General features: G+C 58.1%; 11 protein-coding genes and 3 pseudogenes. 6 read left to right on the top strand and 8 right to left on the bottom strand.

Going from position 1 to position 13,009, the window contains the following annotated elements; genetic code table 11:
• The 4 genes and pseudogenes from SxD43FB_RS26150 to SxD43FB_RS21875 all read right to left on the bottom strand — a co-directional run.
• Nucleotides 1–785: pseudogene (locus tag SxD43FB_RS26150) on the bottom strand (integrase); the annotation flags it as partial.
• Complete coding sequence (locus SxD43FB_RS21865; protein ID WP_096063938.1) at nucleotides 782–2,011, bottom strand: site-specific integrase; 1,230 nt, start codon at nucleotides 2,009–2,011, stop codon at nucleotides 782–784. The pseudogene SxD43FB_RS26150 and the gene SxD43FB_RS21865, both read right to left, overlap by 4 nt.
• 91 nt (nucleotides 2,012–2,102) lie before the next feature.
• Nucleotides 2,103–2,423, bottom strand: a complete 321-nt coding sequence (locus SxD43FB_RS21870) for a hypothetical protein (protein WP_217988823.1) — start codon at nucleotides 2,421–2,423, stop codon at nucleotides 2,103–2,105.
• An 87-nt stretch (nucleotides 2,424–2,510) separates the two neighbouring features.
• Nucleotides 2,511–3,361 (bottom strand): annotated as a pseudogene (locus SxD43FB_RS21875) (IS3 family transposase); the annotation flags it as partial.
• 340 nt (nucleotides 3,362–3,701) lie between these two features.
• Between SxD43FB_RS21875 and SxD43FB_RS21880 the strand changes: the two are divergent.
• From SxD43FB_RS21880 to SxD43FB_RS21905, 6 genes are all read left to right on the top strand, one after another.
• The gene (locus SxD43FB_RS21880; protein ID WP_043154280.1) at nucleotides 3,702–5,066 is read left to right on the top strand and encodes an aromatic ring-hydroxylating dioxygenase subunit alpha; all 1,365 of its coding nucleotides are present in this window, start codon (nucleotides 3,702–3,704) and stop codon (nucleotides 5,064–5,066) included.
• Between the two features lie 40 nt (nucleotides 5,067–5,106).
• Nucleotides 5,107–5,631, top strand: a complete 525-nt coding sequence (locus SxD43FB_RS21885) for an aromatic-ring-hydroxylating dioxygenase subunit beta (RefSeq protein WP_043154279.1) — start codon at nucleotides 5,107–5,109, stop codon at nucleotides 5,629–5,631.
• Between the two features lie 36 nt (nucleotides 5,632–5,667).
• On the top strand, nucleotides 5,668–6,765 hold the full coding sequence (locus tag SxD43FB_RS21890) for an NAD(P)-dependent alcohol dehydrogenase (RefSeq protein WP_043154277.1): 1,098 nt from the start codon (nucleotides 5,668–5,670) through the stop codon (nucleotides 6,763–6,765).
• Nucleotides 6,766–7,072: 307 nt separating this feature from the next.
• Nucleotides 7,073–8,491, top strand: a complete 1,419-nt coding sequence (locus SxD43FB_RS21895) for an MFS transporter (RefSeq protein ID WP_081764254.1) — start codon at nucleotides 7,073–7,075, stop codon at nucleotides 8,489–8,491.
• Between the two features lie 369 nt (nucleotides 8,492–8,860).
• Nucleotides 8,861–10,147 carry an LLM class flavin-dependent oxidoreductase gene (locus SxD43FB_RS21900; RefSeq protein ID WP_255245853.1) on the top strand — a complete coding sequence of 429 codons (1,287 nt, stop codon included), beginning with the start codon at nucleotides 8,861–8,863 and terminating at the stop codon, nucleotides 10,145–10,147.
• A 60-nt stretch (nucleotides 10,148–10,207) separates the two neighbouring features.
• Complete coding sequence (locus tag SxD43FB_RS21905) at nucleotides 10,208–10,738, top strand: TIGR02444 family protein (protein ID WP_051520170.1); 531 nt, start codon at nucleotides 10,208–10,210, stop codon at nucleotides 10,736–10,738.
• Here SxD43FB_RS21905 and SxD43FB_RS21910 read toward each other — a convergent pair.
• From SxD43FB_RS21910 to SxD43FB_RS25615, 4 genes and pseudogenes are all read right to left on the bottom strand, one after another.
• On the bottom strand, nucleotides 10,722–11,087 hold the full coding sequence (locus SxD43FB_RS21910; protein ID WP_043154274.1) for a cytochrome c: 366 nt from the start codon (nucleotides 11,085–11,087) through the stop codon (nucleotides 10,722–10,724). The two genes, SxD43FB_RS21905 and SxD43FB_RS21910, sit on opposite strands and share 17 nt — an antisense overlap.
• 32 nt (nucleotides 11,088–11,119) lie before the next feature.
• Nucleotides 11,120–12,586, bottom strand: coding sequence for an FAD-dependent oxidoreductase (locus SxD43FB_RS21915; RefSeq protein WP_043154272.1), 1,467 nt, complete (start codon nucleotides 12,584–12,586; stop codon nucleotides 11,120–11,122).
• Nucleotides 12,587–12,604: 18 nt separating this feature from the next.
• Nucleotides 12,605–12,829 (bottom strand): non-oxidative hydroxyarylic acid decarboxylases subunit D, encoded by a 225-nt coding sequence (locus SxD43FB_RS21920; RefSeq protein WP_043154271.1) that lies wholly within the window; start codon nucleotides 12,827–12,829, stop codon nucleotides 12,605–12,607.
• Nucleotides 12,826–13,009, bottom strand: a pseudogene (locus tag SxD43FB_RS25615) (UbiD family decarboxylase); the annotation flags it as partial. The pseudogene SxD43FB_RS25615 and the gene SxD43FB_RS21920, both read right to left, overlap by 4 nt.

Genomic DNA, 13,009 nt, shown 5'->3' on the forward strand with positions numbered 1-13,009 from the left:
CGAAGCGGCACTCGTGGAGACGGATAAGTGCGGGCAACCTCGAGCATCCGTCGCACGTCGGCAGGCGAGTAGATATGGGGCTTTCGCCATTGCTTGGCGGCCTCCTTCCTTGGGGTCGGGTCGGGTCGCCGCACAGGTGTCGACGGGTTGCGGTGACGAAGGATTTTCGCAAAGACGCGCTTGAGCTGTTCACATTCCTCTGCGTGGTGACGCGTGACATTCGTTGCCGCCCATCGATCGATCATGGAACTCAGCGGTTCGGCTTCCGGTCCCGGATGCGACTGCAGGAACCGGTCGAACCTCAGGAGCAACTGGGGCTGCGATGCGTATTTGTATCCTCTACGCCGCATTAGCGCGACATGCTCGGCCATCACTTCGCCCAGAACGCTGCCGAACGGCCTGGGCTGGCGCAGTTCGGCCAGAGCCTGTTTCGGATACTGCGATGCCAATGCCCGCCAGATCGGCATGCATTGCTTGATATTGCACTCATCGCGCAAGGCGGCGACGGGATTGCGTTCAATCGCGTCGATTTCCACCAGGCGTTCGAGGAGCCGGTCAACGATGCGGGTGCGGTGCAAGAGCGTGGACGGGGCTCGGCGAACGGCGGATTCTCGTAGCCAGGCCAGCAGCACTTCTTGATCGAGGGCCTCGTAACGTTCAGCGACATCCTGGAAGCCATGCAAGACTTGGCCGTAGCAGGTTCGGCTTTTCATGCTGCGCAGATCAAGGCTCGCGACATAGCGGCCAATGATCGCCCGGTCGGAATCGGGCCACCGAGCGGTCATGGCAGCAGCTCCATTCCCGGCACGTCAAGCGCGATGGCCCTGAGATCCTCGGTAGCAAGCTTGAGGTAGGGAGCCGTCGATCCTGTCGAACGATGTCCCAGCAGGTCGCCGATGACCTTTTGTGGCACCGCGGCGCGCAGCATTTCGACCGCATGCGCATGACGGAAGATGTGGGGACCACACTTACCAGACGGTTGGACGCCAGCGTCACGGAGCCGCCGCCGAACCATGCTGTAAAGCTTGTCGAGCTTTCGGTAGGGTGCGCGTGTGCGAACGAAGATCTCCCTGGCATCGGTCAAAGGACGCCCGGAACGCAGATAGGCGAGTACCGCTTCGCCGACTGGCTCAAGAAGGGGCAGGAATGTGCTTGCCCGCGTCTTGTTGTGATGAACATGGATGGCTTCCGTTCGCCAGTCGATGTCCTCGATCCGGAGATGGCGGATCTCTCCAGACCGAAGACCATAGGCTGCAAGGAGTTGCAGGATTGCATAGTCCCGTAACCCTGCCGACGTCTTGTCGTTCTTGGTGCTCTCCAACACAGCGACGATCTGGGCACGATCCAGGACCGAAGGTACTCCTTCATATGCGTAAAGCGTCGGCGCCAGGACATGCCCTGACAGATCCATCGTGACGCGACCTGTGATGTGGAGATAACGCAGCAGCGAGCGAAGCCGCTCTGCGACAGACTTCAGCGAGCAGCGCGTCAGTTTCGGCGCGCGCAGGTCCATATAACGGTCAACGTCAACAATGCTCAGCCCCGCCAAGCCGTCGATTCCGCGACTGATCAGCCAGGCAAGGAAGTTCCGGGCTTCCCACATCAACGCTGCGATGCTGGCGCGAGCCAACCCGCGTTCCTCACGCAGCCAGATTTCGTATTCGGCGCAGATTGAAAATCGGACTTCATCGGCCGCGCAGGTAGGCTTGATAGCCGGCGGCCATTGGCCGTGAACAAGGCGCAGCAGCGCATGAATTCCGGAGCGTGGGACCTCGTGCCAGCGCGCGCTGGGGCGTCGCCCACGCTGCTTTTCGAACAGAGCGATCGCGTGCCGCAGATATTGCTCCACCTGCACATCGATCACGTCCGCGACGGGGATGCTCCGCTGCCCCAGATAATCGAGAAATCCAGATGCGTAGGTGCAGTAGTTCCTCGCCACGACTGGGCTGTATCGCTGGCTGATAAGCGAGGAATGGAGTGCGGCGATTAGTTCGTAACGGTTATCCGACATGGGCGGGTCCTCTGCTGGTCATTTGACCCGCAGAGGTTCGGCACGGAATAATGCAAAGCAAGCCGACCCAAAAATGGCAGAAATCCGCCAATCAGGCCGCGTTCCTCCGCATTATGGGAACCTCGTGATTAGTAAAGTTATGCTCACCTAACCATAACTTTACGAACGGCTTCACGTAATGCGGAGCGATCAACTTCACGTCGTGTCCGCGCCTGCTCATCTCGCGCGCCCAGTAATGCGCGCTGCCGCACGCTTCCATGACAACAATGGCGGGAGGCTGCTTGGCCATGAAATCAGCGAAACCCTGCCGCGACAGTTTCTTTCGAAACTTCGGCTGCCCCGTCATCGATGCACCGTGCAGCTGAAAAACAGATTTTGCCAAATCCACGCCGATCATCGTATCCTTTGTCACGGTTGCCGTCCTTTCCGCTAAGTGGTCTCAACACCCTAACCTGGCACATTGCGATGCCGTCTGGGGAGGGCGGCAACCACCCCATCTGCCCTGATCGGTGTTGAATATCTCCGGTTTCCCGAAGCGCGTCAACGCTTCCTCCAGCGCTTCGACGCAGAAGTCGGCCTCCATCGTGATCGACACCCGCCAAGCCAGGACTTTGCGGCTGAACCAGTCGACGATGGCCACGAGATAGACGAACCCCCTCGCCATCGGGATGTAGCTGATGTCCGTTGCCCAGACCTGATTGGGCCGCACGATCGGCAGTTTACGCAACAAGTAAGGGTAGATCTTGTGCCCAGGGGTCGGCTTCGATGTGTTCGGGCGACGGTAGATTGCCTCGATCGCCATCTTCTTCATCAGCGTGGCGACATGCTGGCGGCCGATCTCGATGCCTTCCTGCCGCAGAAGATCACGCAGCATCCGACTAACCGCGAACGGAAATTCCAGGTGCAACTCGTCGATCCGCCGCATGATGGCGAGATCGGCAGGCGGCACCGGTCTGGGCAGATAATAAATGCTGCCCCGGCTGATCCCCAGCTCCCGGGCTTGCCGCGCCAACGGCAGTGCGTGCGAACGGTCGATCATCGTTTTGCGCTCGGCAACAGTCCCGCCTCCCCGAGCGCCCCTGACAAAAAATCGTTCACCAGCGTCAGTTCACCGATCTTGGCGTGCAGCGTCTTTACGTCGATCACCGGCGCCGCAGCCTCGCTCCGCGTCTCGCTGCCAAATACACCGGCAGCCCCTTCCAGAAGCTGCCCGCGCCATTGCGTGATCTGGTTCGGATGCACGTCAAACTGCTGCGCCAGCTCCGCCAGCGTCTTCTCGCCCTTCACGGCGGCCAATGCCACCTTCGCTTTGAATGCCGGGCTGTGATTCCGGCGTGGTCGTTTGCTCATCTCTACTCCTGTCACGCGGCCATCCTGGCCGCCGTCAGGCAGAAAATCCACTTATCCCGATGTGCAGTTTTGCCAGGCCACCTCTCTTTCAGAGAGACATCGATTCCGGCATAATACTCCATGGCTGTTCCTCTCATGATGCTTGGGGCCGATCACTCGGACCCTGTTTCCAACACCATCATTCTGAGGGACAGCCACCCAACTTGGCTACTCTTGAAACGCCGGCCCATTACGGCATCTAGGGTTGCGCAATGGCAATTTTTTGCATATAGTGCATCGCATTGCCTATCGTTTCAGAGCTTGCCCGATTCAAGCCATAGACAGCAGTACGGAGAGAATTATGCTTGGAATCCCCAACCTTGTCGACAATGTCGCATCTAATCAGTCGCGCGAGATTTTCTGGGATAAAGACGTATACAACCTTGAGTTGGAGCGTATTTTTGCACGTTCGTGGCTGTTTCTGGGCCACGAGTCGCTCCTTCCCAAGCCCGGCGACTTCATCACCACCTATATGGCTGAAGACAAGGTCATCCTGTCGCATCAGCAAGATGGCTCGTTCCGGGCGTTCATCAATTCGTGCACCCATCGCGGCAACCAGATTTGCCATGCCGACAGCGGCAATGCCAAGGCGTTCGTCTGTAACTACCACGGCTGGGTTTTTGGTCAGGACGGCAGTCTGGTCGATGTTCCGCTTGAAACGCGGTGCTATCATGGCCAACTCGACAAGGCGAAGCTGGGTGCCAAGCACGTTCGGGTGGAGACGTACAAGGGCTTCATTTTCGGCTGCGGCGATGCCGACGCTCCAGGCTTGGAGGAATATCTGGGCGAATTCCGTTGGTACCTCGATACGATCTGGGAAGGTGCCGGAGGCGGGCTGGAGTTGCTGGGCCCGCCGATGAAGAGCATTCTGGCCTGCAATTGGAAGGTGCCGACTGAGAATTTCGTCGGCGATGGCTACCATGTCGGCTGGACCCACGCCGGCGCTCTGGCCCAGATCGGCGGCGAACTTGCCGGTCTGGCCGGGAACCGGGCGGACCTGCCCTTTGAAAGCCTGGGCTATCAGTTCACGACCCGGCACGGGCATGGCTTCGGAGTGATCAACAACGCCGGCCCGGCGATCCACGTCAAGCGCGATGGCTGGGCAAAATACCTTGCCGACACCCGCGCTGAAGTTGGCCGAAAGTTCGGACCGGAGCGTGAAGAACTTTATGTTGGCCACTGGAACTGCTCGATCTTCCCGAGCTGCTCGTTCCTTTACGGAACCAATACGTTCAAGGTCTGGCATCCGCGTGGCCCGCACGAAATTGAAGTGTGGACCTACACAATGGTGCCGCGTGACGCCGACGCGGAAACGAAGAGCATGATCCAGCGCGAAGCCACCCGGAGTTTCGGCACTGCCGGAACGCTGGAAAGCGACGATGGCGAGAACATGTCGTCGTCCACCTACGTCAACCGCGGAACCATCACCCGCGACGGCCGGATCAACTCCAGCATGGGTGCCGGCTTCGAAGGTCCGCACCCGGTTTTTCCGGGGATTGTTGGATCCAGCTTCATCGGCGAAACATCCCATCGCGGCTTCTATCGATTCTGGAAGGAAATGCTGGATGCGCCCGATTGGAAAGCGGTGAAGGCAAACGACGACACCTGGGATTCGATGTTCACCAATCGTAATTACTGGAACGACAAAGTCGACGCAGCCGAGTAATCCACAAACTTTTTCAAACGTATCGAATGCCGGAGAGTTTATGTCGGGTAAACAGACCTTAGCGGGATTGGATGTCCAATCCGCGATTGAAATGCATTATCGTGCCGAAGTCCGGATGCTGCAGAACGGGCAATACCGAGAATGGTTAACGGACATGGTCGCCGAAGACATCCATTACTGGATGCCGATTTATGAACAACGCTTGATCCGCGACCGTCGCCCCGACCCGACACCCGACGATGCTGCAATTTATAATGACGATTATGGCGAGCTCAAGCAACGCGTAGAGCGGCTTTATACCGGCACCGTATGGATGGAGGATCCGCCGTCCAAGATCCGGTACATGGTCAGCAACGTCGAAGCTTTCGATGCAGGCGATGGCGAGTTTGACGTTTATTCAAACGTGGTCGTCTATCGCAACCGCCGCCAACTTGAAATGACCGTTCATACGCTGGGGCGTGAGGATAAGCTGCGCCGGGTTGGTGATGGCTTCCAGGTGTTCCGGCGCAAGCTGCTGATCGATGCACGAGTGACGCAAGACAAGAACCTGTACTTTTTCTGCTAATAAAGCGCCCAAGAGCGCAATAAGAGGAGAGCCTATATGCAAGCCTATGCCGCAATCATTGAAAGCCAGGGCGGGCAATTTGTCCTCGATAACGTCGATATCGAAGAGCCCCGTGACGGTGAAGTACTCGTCAAGATTGCGGCGGCTGGGATGTGCCACACCGATCTTACCGTCCGCGACCAGTATTACCCGACCCCGCTTCCCGCCGTTCTGGGCCATGAAGGTTCTGGCGTTGTCGAAAAGGTCGGGCGCGGTGTCACCACGGTCAAGCCGGGCGACAAGGTGGTGCTATCGTTCAGCTATTGCGGGACTTGCCCGTCTTGCATGAAGGGTCACCAAGCCTATTGCCCAAGCCTTTTTCCGCTCAATTTCATGGGCCGTCGGCTTGACGGATCGACCCCGATCACCCGCAACGGGGAAGATGTGAATGCCTGCTTCTTCGGACAGTCTTCATTCGCGACCTACTCGATCGCAACTGAAAACAACTGCGTCAAGGTTGCCGACAACGCACCGATTGAGCTTCTCGGCCCATTAGGCTGCGGAATTCAGACGGGCGCAGGCACCGTCCTCAATGCACTGCAGCCAGCCCCCGGCTCGTCGATTGCAATCTTCGGCGTCGGCTCGGTTGGTCTCAGCGCGGTGATGGCCGCAAAGGCTTCCGGTTGCCTCAAGATTATCGCTGTCGACCGCAATCCCACGCGTCTGCAGTTGGCCCGTGAACTTGGTGCAACCGACATTATTGATGCCAACACCAACAATGCCCAGGAAACGATCATTGCCATGACGGGGGGCGGCGCGGACTATGCGATTGATACCACCGCCATTCCGCAGGTTCTGCGCAGCGCGGTAGACAGTACCCATACCATGGGAGAGACAGCCGTGGTTGGTGGGGCAAAACTGGGCACCGAATTCTCGCTCGACATGAACAACATGCTTTTCGGCCGGAAATTACGTGGGGTGGTTGAAGGTTCGAGCACCCCGCAAGTCTTCATCCCGCAATTGATTGCGATGCGCGAGGCCGGTCTGTTTCCGTTCGAACGGCTCTGCACGTTCTACGATTTCGACCAGATCAATCAAGCCGTCGAGGAAACGGAAGTTTCCGGCAACGCGATCAAGGCCATTCTCAAGATGTAATGCGGCCTTTGCGCCCACTCTGCGGTCGATCGCGGCAACAGAGTGCGGCGCAGGGCTAGACCGATTAGGGGCCGATCAACCAGCAGGGCCACAAAATGGGAGCGAACGGACTGGAGCATCGCCTGCCGTTCGCTCTTAGTGCTCTATGCGGCAAGCCGCACGTCGATGACCAAGGTTGGGCTTATTATTCTGAAGTCGAATAGAGACCTGCAAACCGCGTGCCTCGCACTTGGCGGATGACGCTAAGGACCGTCATAATGTTTGGGAAGTGCAAATAGATGGGCCAAAAACCCCAAGCCGCGGCGTCATGAGCTCGATCGATGGAGCGCCTCAAGTCGGGACGTCAACTATTGCGGACGGATCCCAACCTACAACCGGGCTTCCAGTTCCTCGTCGGTTCTGGGCGGCACTCTCGATCTGGAGTGCCATATTTCTTACCATTATGGACGTATCAATTGCTAACGTAGCTCTGCCTTTTATCTCGAAAGGTTTGGCCATAACTGCGGCAAAATCGGTATGGGCAATCAACGCCTATCAGATCGCCATCGTGATGGCGCTTTTGCCGATGGCGAAGGCCGCCGAAATCCTTGGCTACAAGAAAGTCTATCTGGGCGGCCTCTTGCTTTTCATGCTTGCAGCCTTTGGCAGTATCAACGCAAGCAGTTTGGCAGTTCTGGCGTCGTCGCGCTTTGTGCAAGGTATCGGTGCCGCGGCAGTAATGGTGGTCAGCGGGGCATTGGTTCGGACAATCTACCCTCCTGCATTGGTCCCGCGCGGCATAGGATACAATACCATCGCCGTTTCGATTGCTTCGGCCGCCGGACCGGCGGTCGGTGCGTTCGTCCTTTCGATTGCGGGATGGCACGCCATTTTTGCAGTGGGGCTTCCGTTCGGCTTGCTCGCGCTTGCACTCGGATTCTGGGCAATCCCTTTGACCGGGTCGCAGAAGAAGCCATTCGATTATCGTTCGGCCTTGTTGTGCTGTGCGGGCTTCGCGGCAATATTCCTCTTCCTCAATGATCTGGCCCAAGATTCCGTTTCTCGGTGGACATTGCTTTCAATCGGCGTCGCGATTCCGGCCATATGGTTCCTCGGTAAACGCACAACAGCCAACCAGGACTCGATGGTACCGCTCGATTTGCTGAAGCTGGACTCACTGCGCACAGCTTATGCTATGTCTGCAACAGCCTATGCTGTCATGATGCTGATCACATTGTCATTCCCCTTCATTCTGCAACAACGGTTTCACTTCAAACCTGAGACTATCGGTCTTTTCATGGTGCCACTGCCGCTCGGCATCGTGATTGCAGCGTTCGTTTCCGGGCGTCTGGTCAGTCGCTATCCATCAGCCTGGCTGTGCGCTTCGGGGTTGATCGTCCTAACCGGTGGCGCAATTTGGCTGTCATTGCTGCAACCGGGCGTTTCGGCTTTGCTGATCGTCGCAGCGGCAGCGATTTGCGGCATCGGCTTCGGCATTTTCCAGGTTCCCAACAACCATAGCATGATCGCTATTGCTCCACACGCCCGCGCTGGAGCGGCTTCGGCAATGCTCTCGTTGTCACGGCTGATCGGTCAAACGCTAGGGGCCATCGTGGCCGCATTGCTGTTTCGCAGATTTGGCGCACAGAGTGATGCGCCAATCATAGCTGCGGCCTTGATTGCACTGGCAGTGGCAAGCGCAACCCTGCTACGTAAAGATCTAAGCAGGTCAGCTATGGTTGAGTGACCCCTGGGCGCGTGGGTCGTAGTCGGTGCAAGTGGTCGTTTAAAGGCGGCCCCGTCAAGGATGATTATGGACGCTATTGGAACTGGAATTGGGTCGTGGGGCTGAGCGGAACAGGAAAGTGTCGTAAGGGTCGATATTTCTTTTCAAAAGTCCCATTCGGAATTAGGTTGGCGTAGCGGCCTGAGACCGCCGTTGGCGACGGCGTCGGCACGGAGAAGTCGTAGCGCCCGAGGAAATTGATGTGACGCCAGGATATCGGCGAAAGTCGGGCGATATCGGCGGGCAACGCTAACGCCGGGTTTCGTATTTGGGAAGCCATAGGAGCGAAATTTGATGTCTCGTCAGCGCCAACTTCACCTCGGTGCGTTCATGCGACCGGTCAGTATCCACACCGGTGCCTGGCGCTATCCCGGAGCGATCCACGACGCCAATTTCAATTTCCATGCGATCAGGCAATTTGCGCGCAAACTGGAGGAGGGAAAGTTCGATGCCTTCTTCATGGCCGATCATCTCGGCGTGCTGAACATGTCGGTCGATGCTCTGCGGCGCAGCCACACCGTCACGTCGTTCGAACCCCTTACTCTGCTGTCAGCTCTGGCGGGCGCTACCGAACGGATCGGCCTGGTTGCGACTGCATCGACCACCTTTGAAGAACCCTTTCATGTAGCGCGTCGGTTTGCTTCGCTTGATCATCTCAGCGGCGGGCGGGCTGGTTGGAACGTCGTGACCACTGCAAACCCTGACAATGCCAAGAATTTCGGTTACGAAGTGCAGCCGGAACATGACGGCCGCTATCTGCGCGCCCGCGAATTCTACGATGTGGTGACCGGCCTGTGGGACAGTTTTGCAGAGGATGCTTTCGTCTGCGATGCCGAGAGCGGAATATATTTCGATCCTCAACGGATGCACGTACTCGATCACAAGGGACCGCATTTTTCAGTTCGCGGCCCGCTCAACATTGCTCGCCCGGTCCAGGGATGGCCGGTCATTTTTCAGGCCGGCGCCTCGGAAGCGGGGCGTCAGCTGGCCGCCCAAACGGCTGAGGTTGTCTTCGCTGCAGAATCGAATCTCGATGGTGGCAAGCGCTTCTATGCCGATGTGAAAGGGCGAATGGCGCAAGTCGGGCGGCATCCCGATCATCTGAAAATTCTGCCCGCAGCATTCGTCGTCGTTGGCGAAACGCTCGAGCAGGCCCAGGCCAAGCGTGCCCATCTCGACAGTCTGGTCCATTATGAAAGCGGCATTCAATCGCTCTGTGGCCTGCTTGGGTTCGACGTGTCGGGCTTTGATCCCGATGGCTTGCTCCCGGAAATCCCTGAAACCAACGCTAGCAAAACTGCGCGGGAAAAAATTATCGAGGATGCCCGGGCGCATAATCTGACGATTCGCCAGCTCGCCGCAAGGGCCGGCAGCTATGCGGGGCTCGCCTTTATCGGCACGCCGTCGTCGATCGCCGACGAAATGGAAATTTGGCTGGAGGAGCGTGGGTCAGACGGGTTCGTCGTCATGTTCCCCTATCTTCCGGAAGGACTGAACGACTTTGTCGATATGGTCGTGCCCGAATTGCAGTGCAGGGGCATTTTCCGAGAGGAATACGAAGGTACGACATTGCGCCACCATTTCGGACTACCACGGCCTGAAAATCGCTTCTTCTAATTCCGCTTGTCCGCCAGCGGATAGGCAGCGTAGGATGAAGGTTGATCACGGCAATGAGAAATGACAAGCAAGGACGCAGCTGACGAATTCTGGCAATTTTCGCTGGAAGTCTATGCAAGACCGCAAGTTGCTGACCTGTGCTTGGTTCTGCAGGACGAGCATGGTTTCGACGTCAACATTTTGTTGTTATGTCTATGGCTGGCGCAAGGCGAGGGCAGGGCTCTCAGCCAATTCGAGATCGGCGACCTGCTAGGTGGTGTTGCTGCATTGAACGAAAACATGGTCTGGCTAGTGCGCGATGCGCGGCGGTGGGCCAAGTCGTGGCTTAAGCAGGCACCGGACCTGCAAGCGGTAGCTGCGAGAGACAAGCTTTACACCAGCTTGAAGGCGAGCGAACTTCAGATGGAGCGCCAGATCCAGATCGAACTGGTCCGATGTCTTGTCTATGATGGCCAGCAGCAGGGCCAATCACTGGACTTGTCCGCACAATCCGCCGCGCGATTGAGCCTGGAGGCTTATCGCGCGGCAATTGCGGCTCCGGAGGGTACTGCCGCGCTGCTGACGCGGTTGGCCCTCAAGACCCTTTCTTAACCGGCTTCGCCGGTGTCGTCACGGGCGGTTTTGCACTCATGATATGAGCGTAAATCTCATCGATCTCTGCGTCGCTCAGCTCAGTTGGCCGGAATGGCGGCATCTCGATTAGCCCCTGACGCACGATCGCGCGCAAATATTCCAACTCAAGATCGTCTCTGCCGATCAGCGATGCCACCGGTCGTCCCGCTTGTTCAAGCAGCATCGTTCCAGGGTGACCCGGGCCGGGATCATGGCATCCCGCGCACATCAAAGCGTAATTTTCTGCGCCGTCGGGTTTTTCAGCCGTCGGGTTGCTGTTGCAGGCGCTCAATATGCCAAGGAGCGAAATGGCGATCAATTTTTTCATTATGCCTCTAACTCGATTGATTGCAGGGCAGATCAGGCGGATGCGAACAGCGCAGTTGGGTCGAGCGCCTTTTTGACCTTAGTGTGAAGGTTTGAAAGGCCGCCAGAAGCAAACGTCTTGTCGACCGTGGCGCGCAGGCCCGGTTCGGTGAATACCTGCCCGAATCCGGCCTCCGCTTGTGCCCCGATCAAGGCTTCGGCGCAGGCGCGAGCGCGCGCTGCGCTGGCCGTGTCCGAACCAGTGCTCGGAAGGAACTGGCGGTGGTTGGCTGAACGCCATATGGCGACAGCTTCACTGACCATATCGAAATCATGCTCTGCGCAGGTGTCGCGTGAAAGCTCGTAGAGGCGCATCGCGTCTTCACCATCGACCGGGCTGACCGGGTTGACGGTCAGCGCCTGGTTGCCGCTCCACTGTGCGATTGCTGCCGGAGGGCTGGCCACAGCGCCTGTCATAGTCCCCATTCGCCATGACCAGAGCCGGGGATCGACGCCACGACCGTCTGCGATGACTTTCGCCCCGGGGACCGATCCGAAGGCGCCGTTGACCAGATCCCACAGGATCGGGACGTTGTCTGGCAGACCGTAGAGCGAACCGTAGAGATTCCAGTACCCCAAACCCAGCGCCTTACCAGCCGCTTTGACCGCACTGCCCGCCATCGGGCCATTGCCGCCGTAGTCGTTGCGCTTCTTGCCGAGCAAGGCGGCTTCGTGAAGCGCATTGCTTACGGCAACGCCGTTGGCCACAACCATGTTCAGTTTGAGGGGACCGAGCACATCGAGCAGCGGAGCCAGCCCGTCCTCATTTTCCACGGTAACCATGAACGTCTTGAAAGCAGGCGGTTCCGGCATCAGCCACGTGCCGACCTTGGTTGGCACGGCGAAATCGGATTGTGAGAACAGTCCGTCGACCCACGGGCCGTACCCGAACTTGAACAATTGCCAGCAGGTACTTTTGGGCATCGCGCCCATGCCGGTGCGGACCAGCCTGCCATCGGCGAGCATGACCTCAAGGCCGCATTGCATCAGACTATGATCCGAATAGGGTGTGTAGCCCGCGCTCCGTTCCACGAAGCTGGCGGCCACGCTCGCATCGGGATTGCCGGGGGAATCCACCCAAAGCTTGATATTCTTGCTTCTGATATAGGCATCGAGCTCGCGGAAGGTGACGCCGGGTTCGACCAGGCAGTAAGCCAGCTCCTCGTTCACCTCGAGGATCTGGTTCATGCGCTGCAAATCGAGCACGATAACCTTGTCCAGCCCGGTTTTCTCAAGACCATGCGCGCCATTACAAACAGGCTGCAATACCCCGCCAGCGCCTTTCGCCGCACTTAGCGCAACTGCCAGCTGCGCTTCATTTGCAGGCAAGACCACGCCGACCGGAATGGCGAGGGGTGTGGCGTAGCGGGCCAGTACGGCGGGCGATAGGTCGACCGCTCCCGCGCCCAGAGCCGCTTCAATTGCTGTCAGTGCAGCCGCCTGGCGAGCCTGATCTATCATCCTTGTTTCCTCATTTGCCTATTGCTGAAGTATTTTGGGATAGCGATCGAGATTTCCCGCATTGACGGCGAAGTCTGCCGAGCGGACCCCGGCCCCGATGGTGCTGGCCGGTTCGCTGTCACGCCATGAAAAGCAGCAAGTCACGCAGCGATAGATCGTCCAGACAACGGTGTTGTCCTCGCGCCCCTGATAGTCTTCGATTGCGCCTGTACTCGAACAGCGCGGACAGAGCGTCTCGCTCATTTTGCAACTCCTTGCTGAAGTAACCGGATTGCCTTGCTCAACGCGTCAATGTCCGGGCCAGTCGGTGGACTAACGAGATGTGCCTCGCCGATGGGATCGGGCCGCAGGTAGCTTGTCGCGTCAATGATCAGCCGGTGGCCCTTGCCAGGCACGACCGCAGACGGGTCGATCGGCACGGCA

This window comes from Sphingobium sp. D43FB (assembly GCF_002312805.1).
Taxonomy (GTDB): domain Bacteria; phylum Pseudomonadota; class Alphaproteobacteria; order Sphingomonadales; family Sphingomonadaceae; genus Sphingobium.

Bases quoted from the DNA above. Each gene is read 5' to 3' on its own strand.
- SxD43FB_RS21895 (WP_081764254.1), top strand. From the start codon at position 7,073: ATGAGCTCGATCGATGGAGCGCCTCAAGTCGGGACGTCAACTATTGCG.
- SxD43FB_RS21885 (WP_043154279.1), top strand. From the start codon at position 5,107: ATGTCGGGTAAACAGACCTTAGCGGGATTGGATGTCCAATCCGCGATT.
- SxD43FB_RS21890 (WP_043154277.1), top strand. From the start codon at position 5,668: ATGCAAGCCTATGCCGCAATCATTGAAAGCCAGGGCGGGCAATTTGTC.
- SxD43FB_RS21880 (WP_043154280.1), top strand. From the start codon at position 3,702: ATGCTTGGAATCCCCAACCTTGTCGACAATGTCGCATCTAATCAGTCG.
- SxD43FB_RS21910 (WP_043154274.1), bottom strand. From the start codon at position 11,087: ATGAAAAAATTGATCGCCATTTCGCTCCTTGGCATATTGAGCGCCTGC.
- SxD43FB_RS21915 (WP_043154272.1), bottom strand. From the start codon at position 12,586: ATGATAGATCAGGCTCGCCAGGCGGCTGCACTGACAGCAATTGAAGCG.
- SxD43FB_RS21900 (WP_255245853.1), top strand. From the start codon at position 8,861: ATGCGACCGGTCAGTATCCACACCGGTGCCTGGCGCTATCCCGGAGCG.
- SxD43FB_RS21865 (WP_096063938.1), bottom strand. From the start codon at position 2,011: ATGTCGGATAACCGTTACGAACTAATCGCCGCACTCCATTCCTCGCTT.
- SxD43FB_RS21905 (WP_051520170.1), top strand. From the start codon at position 10,208: ATGACAAGCAAGGACGCAGCTGACGAATTCTGGCAATTTTCGCTGGAA.
- SxD43FB_RS21920 (WP_043154271.1), bottom strand. From the start codon at position 12,829: ATGAGCGAGACGCTCTGTCCGCGCTGTTCGAGTACAGGCGCAATCGAA.